The organism is Pedobacter miscanthi (assembly GCF_032678605.1).
GTDB classification, from domain to species: Bacteria; Bacteroidota; Bacteroidia; order Sphingobacteriales; family Sphingobacteriaceae; genus Pedobacter; species Pedobacter miscanthi_A.
Genome location: NZ_JAVTSU010000002.1, coordinates 133,183 through 148,444 on the forward strand (window position 1 = coordinate 133,183; position 15,262 = coordinate 148,444).

Sequence of the window (15,262 nt, forward strand, 5' to 3'; positions counted from 1 at the left end):
TTAACCAAAATTTCCATGAAAATTAGAGTAGGTTTCGGGTTCGATGTACATCAGTTAAAAGATCAGCATCCTTTTGTTGTTGGTGGGGTTACATTAGATCATCACAAAGGTGCCTTTGGCCATTCTGATGCTGATGTTCTGCTTCATGCCATCTGCGATGCACTTTTAGGTGCAGCCAATTTACGCGATATTGGTTTCCACTTTAAAAACACAGATGATCGGTGGAAAGGAATCAGCAGCATTATTTTATTAAAAGAAACTGTTAAATTATTAACTGAAAAAGGATGGCAAGTTGGTAATATCGATGCGATGTTATGTTTAGAAGCTCCAAAAATCAATCCGCACATTCCTGCTATGCAACAGCATATTGCTGACGCTATTGGCATTTCTACCGAAGAAATTTCAATTAAAGCAACCACCAACGAGCAAATGGGTTTTATTGGTAGGGAAGAAGGTGTTGTGGCTTATGCAGTTTGTTTAATAGAAAAGAACTAGCTAAAAATTTTGCTGACTTCCGAAGTTTGCCTTTACTAAGGCCTTTTAAACTTCGGAAGTCAAAACAATTTTAACTCACCTGCTCTTTCACGTTTCCTGTTCTTTTTAATGTTCCCCAGGTTTCCAGTTCACCTTTGATGGCTTTTCTGAAAGAACGGAATAATACCACATACATTAACTGTCTCCAGAAAAAACGTTGCGGAAAAAGGTAAAGTAAATTAATGTATTTTTCTTTTTCCATACGGAAAGCAATGGCTGCAAAAAACATATCTACTACAATAAAGATGATGTAGTAAAACAGAACCTGACCAAAGCCGTTATGTAAGCTTAAAATGCCTGAAAAGCCCGTTAATGTTAAATTATTGATGGCACTTAATGAAAATAGGCCACTGATTAAAGAAATTAACATAAAAAGATCGGCCAGTGGAGAAAATAACGGCAAAATGATCTGATAAATCAAGATATTAGGCATTCCTACCATCCCAAAATAGCCATATTTTTTGTTTAACAGGGTTTTTCTATTTTTCCAGAAACTTTGCATAACCCCAAAACTCCAGCGGAAACGTTGTTTTAACAACATATTAACGGTTTCGGGAGCTTCTGTATAAGCAATGGCGCTATCACAGTTTTTAACCCTGTAGCCAGCTTTTAAAATACGCATGGTTAAATCGCAGTCTTCGGCGAGTGTATCAACCGTAAAACCACCAACTTCTAGAATCACATTTTTTCTAAAAGCACCAATCGCACCAGGAACAACAGTAATAGTGTTTAACAGGTCGAAAGCCCTTCTATCCATATTCTGAGCCGTGATGTACTCAATAGACTGCCATTTGGTGATGATGTTGTTGGCATTTCCAACTTTTACTGTTCCGGCTACAGCAGCTATTTTATCGCTGTAGAAATAACGCATCAGTTCGGTAACCGCATCATCTTTCAATTGCGTATCTGCATCAATACAAATTACAAACTCAGCACTGGCTTTTGAAATACCATAATTTAAGGCCGATGCTTTTCCCCCGTTTTCTTTTCTGAAAACCTTTACCTGGGGATGGTTGCCAAAATTTTCGTTAATAATTTCAAAAGTTTTATCCTTTGATCCATCATCCACAAAAATCAGCTCACAATTAGGATATGTAGTTTTTAAAAGGCTGTTAATGGTTTGCACGGCGGTAACTTCTTCATTATAGGCCGGAATAATAATACTCACTTTCTCCGAAGGATTTGCAATTAATTTGCCCACATTGCGTTTCGCCCTTTTTCGCTGACGGATAGCCAGATAAGCAATGAAAACAGTTCTTAAAATGGCCAGTACGATCGCTACTGAAAAAATGATATTTAAAATCATGTTTCCATAGTAAAAGAAATTGATGAAAAAATAATCACCTGAGCCTGAAAAACCACTATTTGCGGTTGATTTAACCGCAGGCATTAATTCTGATCTTTTTTTACCCATTAAATCGCCAACGGTGGTAAAAGTGTATCCTTTGGCTTTGAAGAATTTGATAATCCTGGGTAATGCAGCAACAGTAGCTTCACGATTTCCACCGGCATCGTGTAATAAAAGGATATTTCCATTGTCCTGCTGTTTTACCACCTCATTAAAAATCTGATCGGCAGTTTTTCCGGGTTCCCAATCTTCCGGATCAATATACTCTCCGATGTTGATATAATTCTCTTTTCGGCTTTGTGCAACCGGCAAAATTTCGGAAATATTTTGCGGCTCGGCATCGGCATTAAAGGGTGCGCGGAACAAAATGGTGCTATGGCCGGTAACGGCTTCAATTAAGCGGCGGGTCGCATTCAGTTCAAATTTTACGCGTCTTGGGCCAATGGCCGACATGTCAGGATGGAAAAAAGTATGGTTCCCGATTTCATAACCATCATTGTATTCCTGCCTTAACAGTTCCATATTTTGCTCGGCCATAATACCAACCACAAAGAAACAGCCGGGCACTTTTTCTTTTTTTAGGATGCTTAATACTTGTGGCGTATAAACCGGATCTGGTCCGTCATCAAATGTTAATGCGATTTTTTTATCTGCCTCTCCAAATCTCTTAATTACATATTGCTCAGGAAGGCGGATGTATTTTTGATCTGCAATAGAAAAATTATCTTTATTTAAAGTGAATTTTACGCTGCCTGGTGTAGGGGTGGAAATTAAATCCAATATTTCGCCATCACCCAGGTAAGAAATGCCACCCATGTTTAACGAAGAAATTTTACGCAAATCGAAGGGTTTTTTCTTTAAGGTATCAAGACTAAGGTCGTTTGAAATGAAAGACCATAAACGTTTATCTTCAGAACCTAATCGCCATAAGGCAATACCTGCAATATCCCAATCATCCGCTTTGCGGATTAGATTAAAATAAGTGGCAGCATCGGTAAAATATACTTCGTGTTTAATGCCGCTTCCATCACTATAGCTATAATTTAAATTAGCGGATTCAGGATTATAATTGATTTTGCTTTTGTAATTAACCGCTTTAATCATTGCCTCCTCATAGGTAACGGGTTTACCAATGCTATTTTTTGGCCAATCGTAGCCATAACAGGCTAAAGCAAGGATTACCTTATCCGCATCAACCTTGCTGCAGATATCGTCTAATTTTTCTTCCACCCATTCCTGGTGCGAAATGTCGCCAGCATTACTTTGGTCGCTGTGCTGATCATAAGCCATCAAAACGATGTAATCATTATAATTTTGAAGGATTTCTGGTTTATAATCGTCGTTTTCAGGCGAAATATCCTGCGAAACAATCAGTTTTTCTGCATGAAACTGGGTGTAAAGGTTTTTCATGAACGCGTTGAAATTATCGCTGTTTTCGAGGTTAAGCTCTTCAAAATCTATATTAATACCGCTATAGCCATATTTTTTGGTGATTGCGATCAGGTCATAAATTAACTTTTGCTGTGCTGGTTGATTGTTTAGCAAACGCCTTACCGCTGCACCATCCCAATGATCTTTATTGAAGTTTGAAACCACTGCGATAGCCGATTTTTTACCCGAATGAATAACATGTAAAGCAGCAGTATCTACTTTATCCACAATAGAATCGCCGTTTAAAAAGAACGATTCGGTAGCCACCATGTCTAAATGGCTGATGTTGCGTTTTAAATCTGATATAGACGCTTCTTTACTTGCTGCCCAGCTTACATAGAAAGCCATGTTGATGCGTTTGCTATTGCCGCGATGGGTTAAAATGCGGTGCTCACGGTCTTTTTTGATTTTTTGAAGTTTCGATTTTTCGATCGTAAAATCTTTGTATTGTTGCGATTTCTTTAACTTTTCTAACTGTTTTTGCGTTAAAGGTGTATTTGTATCAATAAATGGCAAATTGGGGGCCTGTACCGATGATAAGGTGTACACTACGCAGATGATTGCGCCAATGAAAACTAAAAAGAATGTACGGCTTACCCATGTAAAAGTATTCCAGCGTCTTTTAGTCTCAGTTTGAAATATTTGTTTTCCGGACATTTTTCTGTTCTGATTTATAATCAAAAATCACTAACGAATATGAAGATTGGATGAATGATCTGGATGAAGCGCTTAGATGATTGATCGTAATTTACTCCAAGATACTGTTTTTTATGGCTGTATTTCTAAGCAGACAAGAAAAAGCCGGCAAATTTTCAATAAAAATGCCGGCTCAATATTTTAAATTTTTGTAGATGCTGAACAAGTTCAGCAGGGCGTTTGCTGTGATTACTCTTCTAAATAACCAAACCTGCCCTGGTTATAATCTTCAATGGCCTGGTGGATTTCAGCTTCGGTATTCATTAAAAACGGACCATACTGCACAATTGGTTCATCAATCGGTTCTCCGCTTAAAATTAACACCACACTATTTTCTAAAGCTTCCACTTTAATTTCTTCACCTTTGTTTTCGAAATAGATAAAGCTATCCACCGGTACAATTTCAGTTCCGTTAATCCTAACCAATCCTTCAATCACCATAAATCCGGTATTAAAGTTTTCGGGGAAATTAAAATTGGCCGTTCCTCCTTTATTTAACCTTGCGTTGTAAAGTTCAATGGGTGTAAAGGTGGCCGCATTACCTTTTATGCCAGTATAATTTCCAGCTATAATTTCAATCTTCCCTCCGTTTTCGGGTAGATCAAAATGGGCCATGTCAGCTTGTTTAATGGCCTGGTATTTTGGCCTGCACATTTTATTTACCGCAGGTAAATTAACCCACAGCTGAATCATTTGAAAAGGACCGCCTGTTAAACTGTAATTTTCTTCATGATATTCTTTATGCAATACACCGCCGGCGGCAGTCATCCATTGTACATCACCCGGATAAATTACCCCACTATTGCCCGAACTATCGTGATGCGCAACAGCCCCGTGATAAGCAATTGTTACCGTTTCGAAACCCCGGTGCGGATGAACACCAACGCCACGTGGTTTTTTCCTTGCAGAGAACTCGATTTTTGACCCATAATCCAATAAAAAAAATGGACTCATTTCGATTTCATAACCGCTCGGGAAAAAATTGTGTACCCTAAAACCATCACCAACCATATGAGGCGCGGGTGCTTTAAGTACGTTTTTTATTTTTTTTGTTTCCATTATCGGAACCTTTTGTTATGCGTTTGGCGTGCATTACGCTAATCGCCAAACGCCTATCACTTATACGCTTTTCACAAATTGCAACTCACCTAAAATGCGAACTTCTTCACTTACCATTACACCGCCGGTTTCTAAAGCAGCATTCCAGGTTAAGCCAAATTCAGAACGGTTGATTTTTCCGCTTAAGGTAAATCCAGCTTTGGTATTTCCCCATGGATCGGTTGCAATGCCACCAAATTCGGCAGTTAATTTTGCTGGTTTGGTTTCGCCTTTAATGGTTAAATCGCCTTTAACAATATAATCACTGCCGTCTTTTTCTACCGAATTTGATTTAAATTCGATGTGAGCAAATTTTTCAGCATCGAAAAAATCACCGCTTTTTAAGTGATTATCACGGTCAGTATTTCCGGTATCAATCGAATCGATATCGCCTTTGAAAGAAATTTCTGCATTTTCGAATTCATCGCCTTCAGATGTTAATTCTGCAGAGAAAGATTTTAAGCTACCGGTTACAGTAGTAATCATTAAGTGTTTTACTTTAAATTGTAATTCGCTGTGGGTTGGATCTAATGTCCATTTTGTAGTTGCCATATCTTTTGTTTTTTTGAGATGTTTAATATTTACAACACAAAAGTACAGCGCATGTTTCGACTTGGGATTGATGTATGGTAAGTAATGATGGGAGAGGGAAAATGATTGGATGAGAGAAGGATAGGGCGGTTGAATGAAAGAATGATTGAGTAATAGAATGTTGAAAAGTTGGAATGTTGAAAGGTTGGACTTCGCTAGACATTCAAAACCCACTCACCCACTAATTTATTGAAAAGTTATGCTTAGCGAATCATTCGTTCATTCAAAACCCACTCATTCAAAATTACTATGGTCTAAAATGCTTATTGGCCAGTTCTTTTCTCACGCGGCTGAGCGATTCGGGAGTGATGCCCAGGTAAGATGCAATCATCCATTGGGGTACGCGGAGCGTAAGGTTTGGGTAGAGTTTGATGAAATCGAGGTATCGTTCTTCAGCTGTTGCACTTAAAAGCATGTTGATCCTTTTTTGCATAAAACGGATGGAATTATGAAGCATGGTTACATTTAAAGCTAACAGGCACGGAACCTTCCGGGAGGCATCACTCATGAAATTATCAGGAACGATTACCGCTTCAGTAGCTTCTATGGCTTCGATAAAAAAATCAGAAGGTTCGTTGTGCATTTGGTTACGGTCGGATACGAACCAGTTTTCGGGAGCAAACTGAATAATATGTTCTTTGCCTTTAGAATCAATGGAATATGACCGTAAAAGACCTTTACCGACAAAAAAGCCATATTTTAAAATATCACCTTTATATTGAATGATCTCGTTCTTTTCAAATTTCTTGACTTTTAATGATCCTGAAATACTATCGAACTGTTCATCAGTTAATTCTATTTTTGACTGAAAGTAATCTTTGAACTGATGGATCATAAAGGTTGGATGTTATTTTTTTACGGGCTTAATATCGGAAAAATCTACACCACATTTGCAATTTCCACCACATCCATCTTTTTTTACCTGTAAAGATTTAAAAACCAAACGGCCAACATATACCAATGCTACCGCAAAAAGTAAAAAGACTAAAATCGTTTGAATATCCATGATACAAATATAAGGGCTTTTGGTGCTTTGGTGTTCAGTTGAATGTAAATATATTGGACAATATTTAACCGCAAAGTACGCAAAGCTTTTCGCGAAGGGTGCTAAGTAAAATGGATTTTTTACCACAGAGGACACCGAGTGTTGCACCGGGAATACAAGCACAGATTTAATGTATTTGGCCACGGATTCTCAGAAAACACAGATAGATTTTATTCTGAGTATTGGTAGTTGAGTGCGTTATTTTTATAGATCGAAAGCCTTTTATTGGTTCGTGGAGACGGAAACCAGGGCTTAAAAGAGAGGGTTATTGCAACGGATCGACAGAAAGCAAGGAAAGATTATTCTCTGCGTACCGCAGTGCCATTTCTCCATCGCCTAGGTTCGTGTCTCCACGAACCATTATTTTTTATTATCTAAAGCTTTATTCTGCTTATCCTAAAGCTTTATTTCTTGGTTCGTGGAGACACGAACCATGGCTTAAAAAGAGGGGATTTATTGCCACGGATTCACCGAAAGCACGGAAAGATTATTCTCTGTGTACCGTTGTGCCTTTTCTCCATCGCCATGATTCGTGTCTCCACGAACCGTTATTTTTTATTATCTAAAGCTTTATTTCTTGGTTCGTGGAGACACGAACCATGGCTTAAAAAGAGAGGATTTATTGCCACGGATTCACAGAAAACACGGATAGATTATTCTCCGCGATCTCTGTGGTTAAGAAAACGAGAATTATCCCTCCATAAATCCTATTGTACCCCCAACCCAATCGAAATCAGCATTATAACGTACACCGATCATTTTTCCTCTGCTTAATCTTGCTAAGCTAATGCAGAGTTGAGGTTCGCCGTTATCAGGCCATAAGTACATCATTCTGATTTCTGCTTTTACACCACCATCAGGTGCCTGGACAACCGGCTCATAGATTACTTTTCTTTGCAAAATCCAGTTTTCAGGATCTTTTATATCGGTAATGTCTGTTTCGCTTACATCGATAATAACCCCCATACCTGCGAAAGAGAATAATGGCTTTAGTACATAGTTTTCCAGATCAGCCGGAATAATTTCTACTTCGCTTAGAAACCGTGTTTCGGGTACAAATTCACTTTTCAAAAATGGCATGGTGTACTTGCTAATCCGGTAGAACCAATTCGGGTGTGTTACCCATTCGATATCCAAATCTTCACGCGGATCGAAACTGTTTTTGAAAATTTCGGTATTATCGGCAACTTCATCAAAAATAAGGCGGTTGTAGATTCTTTTTAGCTGAATCTGTTTGCCGTTTTCTTCGTAAAACAATTGTTTGCCTGCCTTTTTGATATCTTCTAATGCCAGAATTTTGATGCCCAATAATTTTTGAGTTACAAAAAAATCGATGGCTGTTTTTTGGTTGGGTGCATCAACATCCATTAAAGCTACTTCTTCAGGTTGGTGTTTGCCAATAATCACTTCTTTTAGCAACTCAATATATTTTTCTTCGTTAAAACCATTTAAAAAATAATTCACCGAATCATCCATTTCAAAACTGGATTTAAAAGTTTTAGCCAAATGGTGCTGAAAACCATATAAAGAAGGGAAACCCTGCATTTCGATCAACATCGGCGTGAGTTCGCCGGCTGCATTTTTGCAAATCCCGAAATCGAAGGTTAAAAAGTGCGGCTGCTCATTTTCGTTAGGAACGTTCCAGTTTGTTGGAATTGCTTTTTGAGTAAGTGCCTTAAAGTTGGGCTGCTTAATCAGTTTTATGATTTCTTCTCCTGCAGCAATCAATTTTTCTTTCAGTGCCTGTGGGACAAAAACGGGAGTTTCAGCCACCCTAAACGGAATTTCCGGATAACCTAAGCCAAGTTTCGCTAAAAATGCCTGATACTTTCCTGTAGTAAACTGTTGGTTATATTTTTTGCGTTGTGCAGGTATCATAGGTTTTTATTTAAACGTATTTTATAAAGAAATCGGTAGAATTCGCATTCCAGTATAATTGACTTTGTTTTGTAGTTTTTTTTAACGAGTGACTTGAGTTTCGTATTTATTTACATCCAGCTAAGCCCTAGCACCAAATCTCCGTTTGACTTAAAACCGGCCTAACAAATTTTTCGGACTCCACTGACCCGGCCAACCCACTAACTTCCAAAGAAAAATTTTCAGCCGGCATTTTTTGTTTCTTTTTGATGCCAAAAAGAAAGAGCCCATCGGCGGCGGCGAGCCGAGGCAAGATTGAGTTGGCGGTAAAAGAAAATCAATAAGATACTGCATTCATATTGATTTTTAAATAATAAATGGCGAAAGATAGATTGCTTCACTCGCCCGCTCAATCCACTTCTTCGGTTCGCAATGACGATTTTTGAAGGTTCCCGACTGCTTTCTGTAAAAAGTTGGGTAAAATAATACTTTGTGTAAGTACAATCCTTGCCGGATCGTCTAAACTGTTCAGCATATCAAGATATTTTTGCTCCCCGTGCAGATCAACAATGGCTTTTTTCTTTTCCTCTTGAAGCAAATACATTTTCATACCTACCGGATCGGCTTCTGGATGAAATTGTGTGCCGATGATTTCATCAGAAAAGCGGATCGACATCATGCAGCGTTCTAAATCAACATGTTTACGCTCTTTTTCGATGGCCAGTAATTTTGCGCCTTTTTTCTCAAAAGCTTCAAAATCAGGCTCAATCACCTGCCAATCGCGGCTATCTACCGAAAAGAAAGGGTTGGTGATGCCTTTAAAAATTTCGTCTTTTTCGCCGTCTTCAGTTAAAGTAATGGGGAAAATGCCAAAAGCATTCGATCGCCTTTCGGTTACATTGCCCAATTCATATTTCCTGCAGGCCAACTGAAAAGAATGGCAGATTAAAAAGGCATATTTTTTTCTGTCTTCGTTTATTTGGTTAAAAGTCTCAATCTGATCGAGCAGGTTAAAGAAATCATTTTCCCATTTTTCCCCTTTGCTTTCAATCGGGCTCCCCGGGCCACCGCTCGAGATATAAGCATCATATTCAATGCCAGGTATCTCACTTTTCTGCCTTAAATCAAAAATATCAAAGGTTAAATCGATATTGTTTTCATCTCTAAAACGGGATAAAATCTCCTGAATCCCCCGCATGCCCTGATTTGGTGCGCCATTATTCATGTCGATAACAGCCACCTTTAAGCCTTTTTTATCCATTGTAAAATTACTTTGCGCCTATAAGTGTTTGAGTGGTAATGTAATCTACCACAGCTTCAAAGCTACCTGTTTGCTGGTAAACAGCCAACTGCCTGTCGGCACCTGTGCCATGCTCAAGGATTTTATGTACGTAATTGATGTCTTCGCGGCAACCTAAATCATCCACCACATCATCTACGAAATCCAATAATTCTAAAACGAGATTCCGGCAGTTTACTTCCATTTCTTTACCGAAATCGATTAAATTTCCGTCAATGCCATAACGCGCTGCCCGCCATTTATTTTCGTTAATTAAGGCTCTGGAATAACTGATGAATTCCATATTCTGCAAACGCAGTTTATACAATTTAGCACATAGTGCCTGAAATAATGCCGTAAAAGCCATCGTTTCATCAATCAGCATAGGGCAATCGCAAATGCGGAATTCAACGGTATCGAAAAACGGATGTACGCGGATATCCCACCAGATTTTCTTTGCATTATCCATGCAATTGGTTTTAATCAGCAGTTTTACGTAATTATCGTAATCTTCGATGCTGTTGAAAATATCAGGAATACCTGTACGTGGAAATTTGTCGAAGATTTTAGTCCTGAAAGATTTGTAACCGGTATTTCTCGATTCCCAGAAAGGCGAATTGGTTGATAAAGCAAAGACGTGTGGTAAAAAGTACCTCACCTGATTGGCAATATGAATGGCCAGCTCGCGGGATTGAAAACCCACATGTACATGCAGGCCAAAAATGAGGTTAGAGCGGGCAGCTTCCTGCAGCTCGTTAACAATTTCATTATAGCGGGGATGCTCGGTAATTAATTGTTTTTCCCAATGCGAAAATGGGTGGGTGCCTGCCGCCCCGATTCTTAAACCCTGTTCTCCGGCAAGCTGTGAAACGGTATAACGCAGTTGCGAAATCTCTTTACGGGCTTCAGTAGTAGTTTTGCAGATGCCTGTACCCACCTCAACAACGGCCTGGTGCATTTCTGCCTTTACCTGGTCTTTATGTATTTTTTGTGCGGCCTCTACAATTTTTTGGTCATGCGAAGTCAGTTCTCTGGTAACGGGATCAATTACCATGTACTCTTCTTCTATGCCCAGCGTAAACTCGTTCATCCTAGTTTTAATTAAAATTTAAATCCCAATTATTTTTTTGCTGCAGCTTTTTTAGGTTTTGCAGGTGCTTTTTCTGTTGTGGTCACTTTTTTTGGTGTTGTGGTTTTAGCCGCTTTTGCTGCTGCTGGTGCAATTAATGGTTTGCCACCAACAGAGGCTTTTATATATTCGCCCCAGGTTAAATTATCCTGACCATCTTTTTGTGCTTTAGCCCTTTCTATGGCATAATTAGCGGTGGTTTCTACTACCCAATCAAAATTTTCCTGACCAACGCTTTTAATATCGGCATCGGGTGCAGGATTACAGAAATCAATTGCAATAGGCACCCCATCACGAACTGCAAATTCTACGGTATTAAAATCATAACCTAAATACTGGCATAATTTCAGCGTATATTCTTCAACGGTTTTAAGCAATTTTGGATCTGGTGATTTGCCCTCGGTGGCATAACGCAAATGGTGTGGGTTGCGCGGATCGTACTGCATAATGCGCACATGTTTGCCGCCAATGCAATAACACCTGAAATATTCTTCAAAAATGATTTCTTCTTGTAAAAGCATCACCAGTTGCTGTGTGCCGCTATGTTTGTCGAAAAAATCTTCTTTATCATGTAGTTTGTAAACGTCTCTCCAGCCGCCGCCATCATAAGGTTTCATATAAGCAGGGAAACCGGTATACTCAAAAATGGCATCCCAATCCAATGGCATGGCAAGGTTAGAAAAAGATTCGCCCGTGGTCCCGCTAGGGTGCTCTCTGGAAGGAATTAATGCTGTTTTGGGTACGGGCACCCCAATCTGCTCTGCCAGTGCGTTATTGAAAAACTTTTCATCGGCACTCCACCAAAATGGATTGTTGATTACGGCGGTTCCGGTAATGGCAGCATTTTTTAAAGATGCACGGTAAAATGGCACATCCTGCGAAATCCGGTCGATGATAACCGAATAGCCTAATGGTTTATTCTGAAATATTTTGTCGATTTTAACAGCTTCGGCGGTGATGCCATTTTCTGCTTTTTGATTGATCCTTTCGATTACGGCTTCAGGAAAAGAACGCTCCTGCCCGAATAAAATCCCTATTTTTTTCATTGGTAAGTTTTAGTTTAATTGTTTAACTGGTTAATCGGTTAATTGTTTGACTATTATAGTTTAATCGACTTAGGACTTAGCACTCGGGACTCAGGACTAAGTTTATAGCTGTGCAATATAATTTGGGAACATCTCTCTCCAGATGGGCCAGTCGTGATCGGCATTTTGCCTGATATCCAGCCAATGGTCAATCCCTTTTTTATTAAAGATTTCCGACAAACGTTCGTTATCCGGGCGGCACATATCGCGGTCGGTTGTACCCAATACGATTTTCATGTGATGCAGTTCGGGGTTGCTGTTGTTTAAAAGATAATCAACAGGGTTATTGAAATAAACATCGTCGTTGTAAAAACCATCGAGCTGACCAGAAATATCGAAAGCCCCACTCATGCTAAACATATGGCTCACCAGCCATGGATGCCTGAAAGCGAAATTTGCTGCGTGATAGCCTCCAAAACTACAACCGGCTGTAATAATTTTGCTGTGTCCGGTTTCATGTCGGGCTAATGGAGCAACTTCTTCCAGTAAATACTTGTCGTACCAGATGTGGTTCTTCACGCGATCGGCAGGATGGATACTTTTGTTATACCAGCTCAATTTATCAACGCCATCAGGACAATAAATCTTAATTTTTCCTTCATTAATAAACCCTTCAACAGAATCTATTAAATTGAAATCCTTATTTTCGAAATATCGCCCCATGCTTGTTGGGAACAGTAGAATAGGGATACCACCGTGACCAAAGATGAGCATGTCGATTTCGCCACTTAAATTCGGGCTGTACCATTTCTTATGTTCTTCTTTAACCATAATAAAAATTGAATGATTTAAGGTATAAAATTAAATCTGTAAAAAGAATAGTTTAAGTCCTAAATTGATGTAAATCAAAGCGTATTGTAAAAATTAACCTATGATAATTAATAGTTTAGCAAGATTTGTACCTTTGCCCCGAAATTCTGAGGCGATTGCCATGTGATAGGGGATTTGAATATGATGTACACAACAATTTTATCGGTAAAAGTTAATATCAACAACTTTAAAATTCCATCCGCTTATTTAAAGCACGAGGTAGAAATAGATATTTATACGCCTGAAGGCATTTTAGGAAATGAGAAAATAGAGCTTTTATTTTTAAATGACGGACAGGATGTGGCCAAAATGAATTTTAAGCGGATTTTGGAAGATGCCCACCATGGTAAAAGAAACCACAGGTTAATCGTTGTGGCCATTAAGGCATCAGAAGATCGTTTAATGGAATATGGTGTAGCAGGTGTACCCGATTTTAAAGGGCGTGGCGCAAAAGCCCAGCTTTACAGCGATTTCGTTATTAAAGAATTACTGCCTTTTGTAAAAAAGAAAATTGCCATGCCAATTACCGGTAAGGTTGGTTTTGCAGGCTTTTCTTTAGGCGGTTTATCTGCGTTCGATATCGCCTGGAATAATCCTGCAGCTTTTGATGCCGTTGGTGTTTTTTCTGGCGCATTTTGGTGGAGGAAAAAGGATTTAACCGCAGGTTATACCGATGCCGACCGCATTATGCATGCTAAAATTGAAAATACGACTACCAAACCTGATATGAAATTCTGGTTAATGACGGGAACAGAAGATGAAAAGGCCGACCGGAATAAAAATATGATCATCGATTCGATTGATGATACGATTGATGTTGTAAAAATCTTGCTGAATAAAGGTTATAAAAGACCTGAAAATGTATTTTACTACGAAAAAGTAGGCGGTAAACATGATGTACCAACCTGGGAAAGTGTAATGCCGGCTTTTTTGGATTGGGCGTTTGAGGTTTAGGACTCCTCTAAGTTACCGTCATTTCGAGCGGAGTGAAGCGAAGTCGAGAAATCCATCTCGAGATAGATCTCTCTCCCGAATATTCGGGACATTCCAGTGGAGATAACTGCAGTCTATAAAAACACCGTCTACTCATATTTCAAAAAAATACCGGTATCGAAAATGGTCCATAAGCAACTCCGCTGACCACAACTTTTTAAAGCGCCGTTGGCCCAGGTATTGCAGGTTTTAAAAATGCTATAACTGCCTTTAGCTTCGTAAAAAGCATCGCCAATATCATAATGAATGTTCGATTTAATATTCACCACCTGCCCGATTTCATCTTTTGTAAAACTATTTAAAATATAATCAATTAATAAAAGGTACTGGGCTTTACTGATCATGATTTTTTTACAATTCGCATCTTGTCCGATGTTTTTGTAATAAGTGGTATGCATGGCCGATGTACTCAAGCCGGAAATTGCCCTTAAACCATTACTAAGCTTTAAATCTGAAAATTCGGGTGTTTCGAGGTAGAACCTTTTATCGCCCCAGCCTATGGCCAGGTATTGATAGGTATTATCGGCTTCTAAAGTGTTTTGATAACTGATTTCTTTAGTCCAGTTTATTTGTTCGGTAATGGCGGGTACTACAATGTCGGTATGTATGCCATTCGTCATGATGTAAATGGCAATTTCTTTTGGATTTGCAGGATTGGCGTTTACCGTTATTCTTGAGCAACAAAAAGCAGTAAGGAAATAAACCGCGATCAAAGTGATAAAAACGATACAAAATCTACCTGTATATTTTAAAAGCCTTTTATTCATGTACCCTGGTTATTTATCTTTAATACAGCATGGGGGTTTTGGTAACCCAAAAAATAGAAATCGATTTTATTGATAAGCATATCGAAAAACATGATTTTTTACGACCGGAGGATATACCTACTTTCACCGCATGATAAAAGGATTATTTGAAACACATATATACGTATCGGATTTAGAAAGATCGATCGATTTTTATAGTAATGTTTTGGGCTTAACACAATGTCATTACGAAGAAGAACGCAGGATTGCCTTTTTCTGGATCGGGAAACCACAAGAAGCCATGCTGGGGATCTGGGAAAAACCAAAAGACGAAATAGACATTAGGCATTTTGCTTTCCGTTGTGATGTGGATGATGTGCTGCATAAATCGGTTCCATTTCTCGAATCTAAGCAGCTCCAACCATATAATCGGCTTAATAGTGGTAGTAATGAGCCAATGGTTTTTGCCTGGATGCCCGCTGTAGCCATTTATTTTAATGATCCGGATGGGCATGCATTGGAGTTTATTGCCATACTGGATGGTGAAGCCAAACCAGCGTTAGGGGTGATTTCTTACCAGGATTGGATAAGTAAATCAATCCCAGCCTTATAAAAAAGAA

14 protein-coding genes are annotated in these 15,262 nt (G+C 38.9%); 3 read left to right on the forward strand and 11 right to left on the reverse strand.

Annotated elements, in window-relative coordinates:
• Nucleotides 1-15: 15 nt before the first annotated feature.
• Nucleotides 16-495, forward strand: coding sequence for a 2-C-methyl-D-erythritol 2,4-cyclodiphosphate synthase (gene ispF / locus R2R28_RS03385; protein WP_316824296.1), 480 nt, complete (start codon nucleotides 16-18; stop codon nucleotides 493-495).
• A 70-nt stretch (nucleotides 496-565) separates the two neighbouring features.
• On the opposite strand, the gene R2R28_RS03390 is transcribed toward ispF, so the two are convergent.
• The 10 genes from R2R28_RS03390 to R2R28_RS03435 form a co-directional block, all read right to left on the reverse strand.
• Nucleotides 566-3,970, reverse strand: coding sequence for a glycosyltransferase (locus R2R28_RS03390; protein ID WP_316824297.1), 3,405 nt, complete (start codon nucleotides 3,968-3,970; stop codon nucleotides 566-568).
• A gap of 228 nt (nucleotides 3,971-4,198) precedes the next feature.
• On the reverse strand, nucleotides 4,199-5,068 hold the full coding sequence (locus R2R28_RS03395) for a pirin family protein (RefSeq protein WP_316824298.1): 870 nt from the start codon (nucleotides 5,066-5,068) through the stop codon (nucleotides 4,199-4,201).
• Nucleotides 5,069-5,128: 60 nt separating this feature from the next.
• Nucleotides 5,129-5,659, reverse strand: a complete 531-nt coding sequence (locus tag R2R28_RS03400; protein ID WP_316824299.1) for a YceI family protein — start codon at nucleotides 5,657-5,659, stop codon at nucleotides 5,129-5,131.
• A 286-nt stretch (nucleotides 5,660-5,945) separates the two neighbouring features.
• Entirely contained in the window at nucleotides 5,946-6,533 is a 588-nt protein-coding gene (locus tag R2R28_RS03405) for a Crp/Fnr family transcriptional regulator (protein WP_316824300.1), read from the reverse strand.
• Between the two features lie 12 nt (nucleotides 6,534-6,545).
• Nucleotides 6,546-6,704 (reverse strand): FeoB-associated Cys-rich membrane protein, encoded by a 159-nt coding sequence (locus tag R2R28_RS03410; protein WP_082458743.1) that lies wholly within the window; start codon nucleotides 6,702-6,704, stop codon nucleotides 6,546-6,548.
• Between the two features lie 729 nt (nucleotides 6,705-7,433).
• Entirely contained in the window at nucleotides 7,434-8,621 is a 1,188-nt protein-coding gene (locus R2R28_RS03415) for a hypothetical protein (protein WP_316824301.1), read from the reverse strand.
• Nucleotides 8,622-9,009: 388 nt separating this feature from the next.
• Nucleotides 9,010-9,861, reverse strand: a complete 852-nt coding sequence (locus R2R28_RS03420; RefSeq protein ID WP_316824302.1) for a glutamine amidotransferase-related protein — start codon at nucleotides 9,859-9,861, stop codon at nucleotides 9,010-9,012.
• 7 nt (nucleotides 9,862-9,868) lie between these two features.
• A complete protein-coding gene (locus R2R28_RS03425) occupies nucleotides 9,869-10,969 on the reverse strand; it encodes a carboxylate-amine ligase (RefSeq protein ID WP_316824303.1) in 1,101 nt (366 codons plus the stop codon).
• 29 nt (nucleotides 10,970-10,998) lie between these two features.
• Nucleotides 10,999-12,054: a hypothetical protein gene (locus R2R28_RS03430; protein ID WP_316824304.1), complete on the reverse strand. Its 1,056-nt coding sequence runs from the start codon at nucleotides 12,052-12,054 to the stop codon at nucleotides 10,999-11,001.
• A 102-nt stretch (nucleotides 12,055-12,156) separates the two neighbouring features.
• Nucleotides 12,157-12,864: an esterase family protein gene (locus R2R28_RS03435; RefSeq protein WP_316824305.1), complete on the reverse strand. Its 708-nt coding sequence runs from the start codon at nucleotides 12,862-12,864 to the stop codon at nucleotides 12,157-12,159.
• Between the two features lie 180 nt (nucleotides 12,865-13,044).
• Between R2R28_RS03435 and R2R28_RS03440 the strand changes: the two genes are divergently transcribed.
• The gene (locus tag R2R28_RS03440; RefSeq protein WP_316824306.1) at nucleotides 13,045-13,857 is read left to right on the forward strand and encodes an alpha/beta hydrolase; all 813 of its coding nucleotides are present in this window, start codon (nucleotides 13,045-13,047) and stop codon (nucleotides 13,855-13,857) included.
• 128 nt (nucleotides 13,858-13,985) lie between these two features.
• On the opposite strand, the gene R2R28_RS03445 is transcribed toward R2R28_RS03440, so the two are convergent.
• Complete coding sequence (locus R2R28_RS03445) at nucleotides 13,986-14,663, reverse strand: TIGR02117 family protein (RefSeq protein WP_316824307.1); 678 nt, start codon at nucleotides 14,661-14,663, stop codon at nucleotides 13,986-13,988.
• Nucleotides 14,664-14,793: 130 nt separating this feature from the next.
• Between R2R28_RS03445 and R2R28_RS03450 the strand changes: the two genes are divergently transcribed.
• The gene (locus R2R28_RS03450) at nucleotides 14,794-15,255 is read left to right on the forward strand and encodes a VOC family protein (RefSeq protein WP_316824308.1); all 462 of its coding nucleotides are present in this window, start codon (nucleotides 14,794-14,796) and stop codon (nucleotides 15,253-15,255) included.
• The last annotated feature ends 7 nt before the right edge of the window (nucleotides 15,256-15,262 follow it).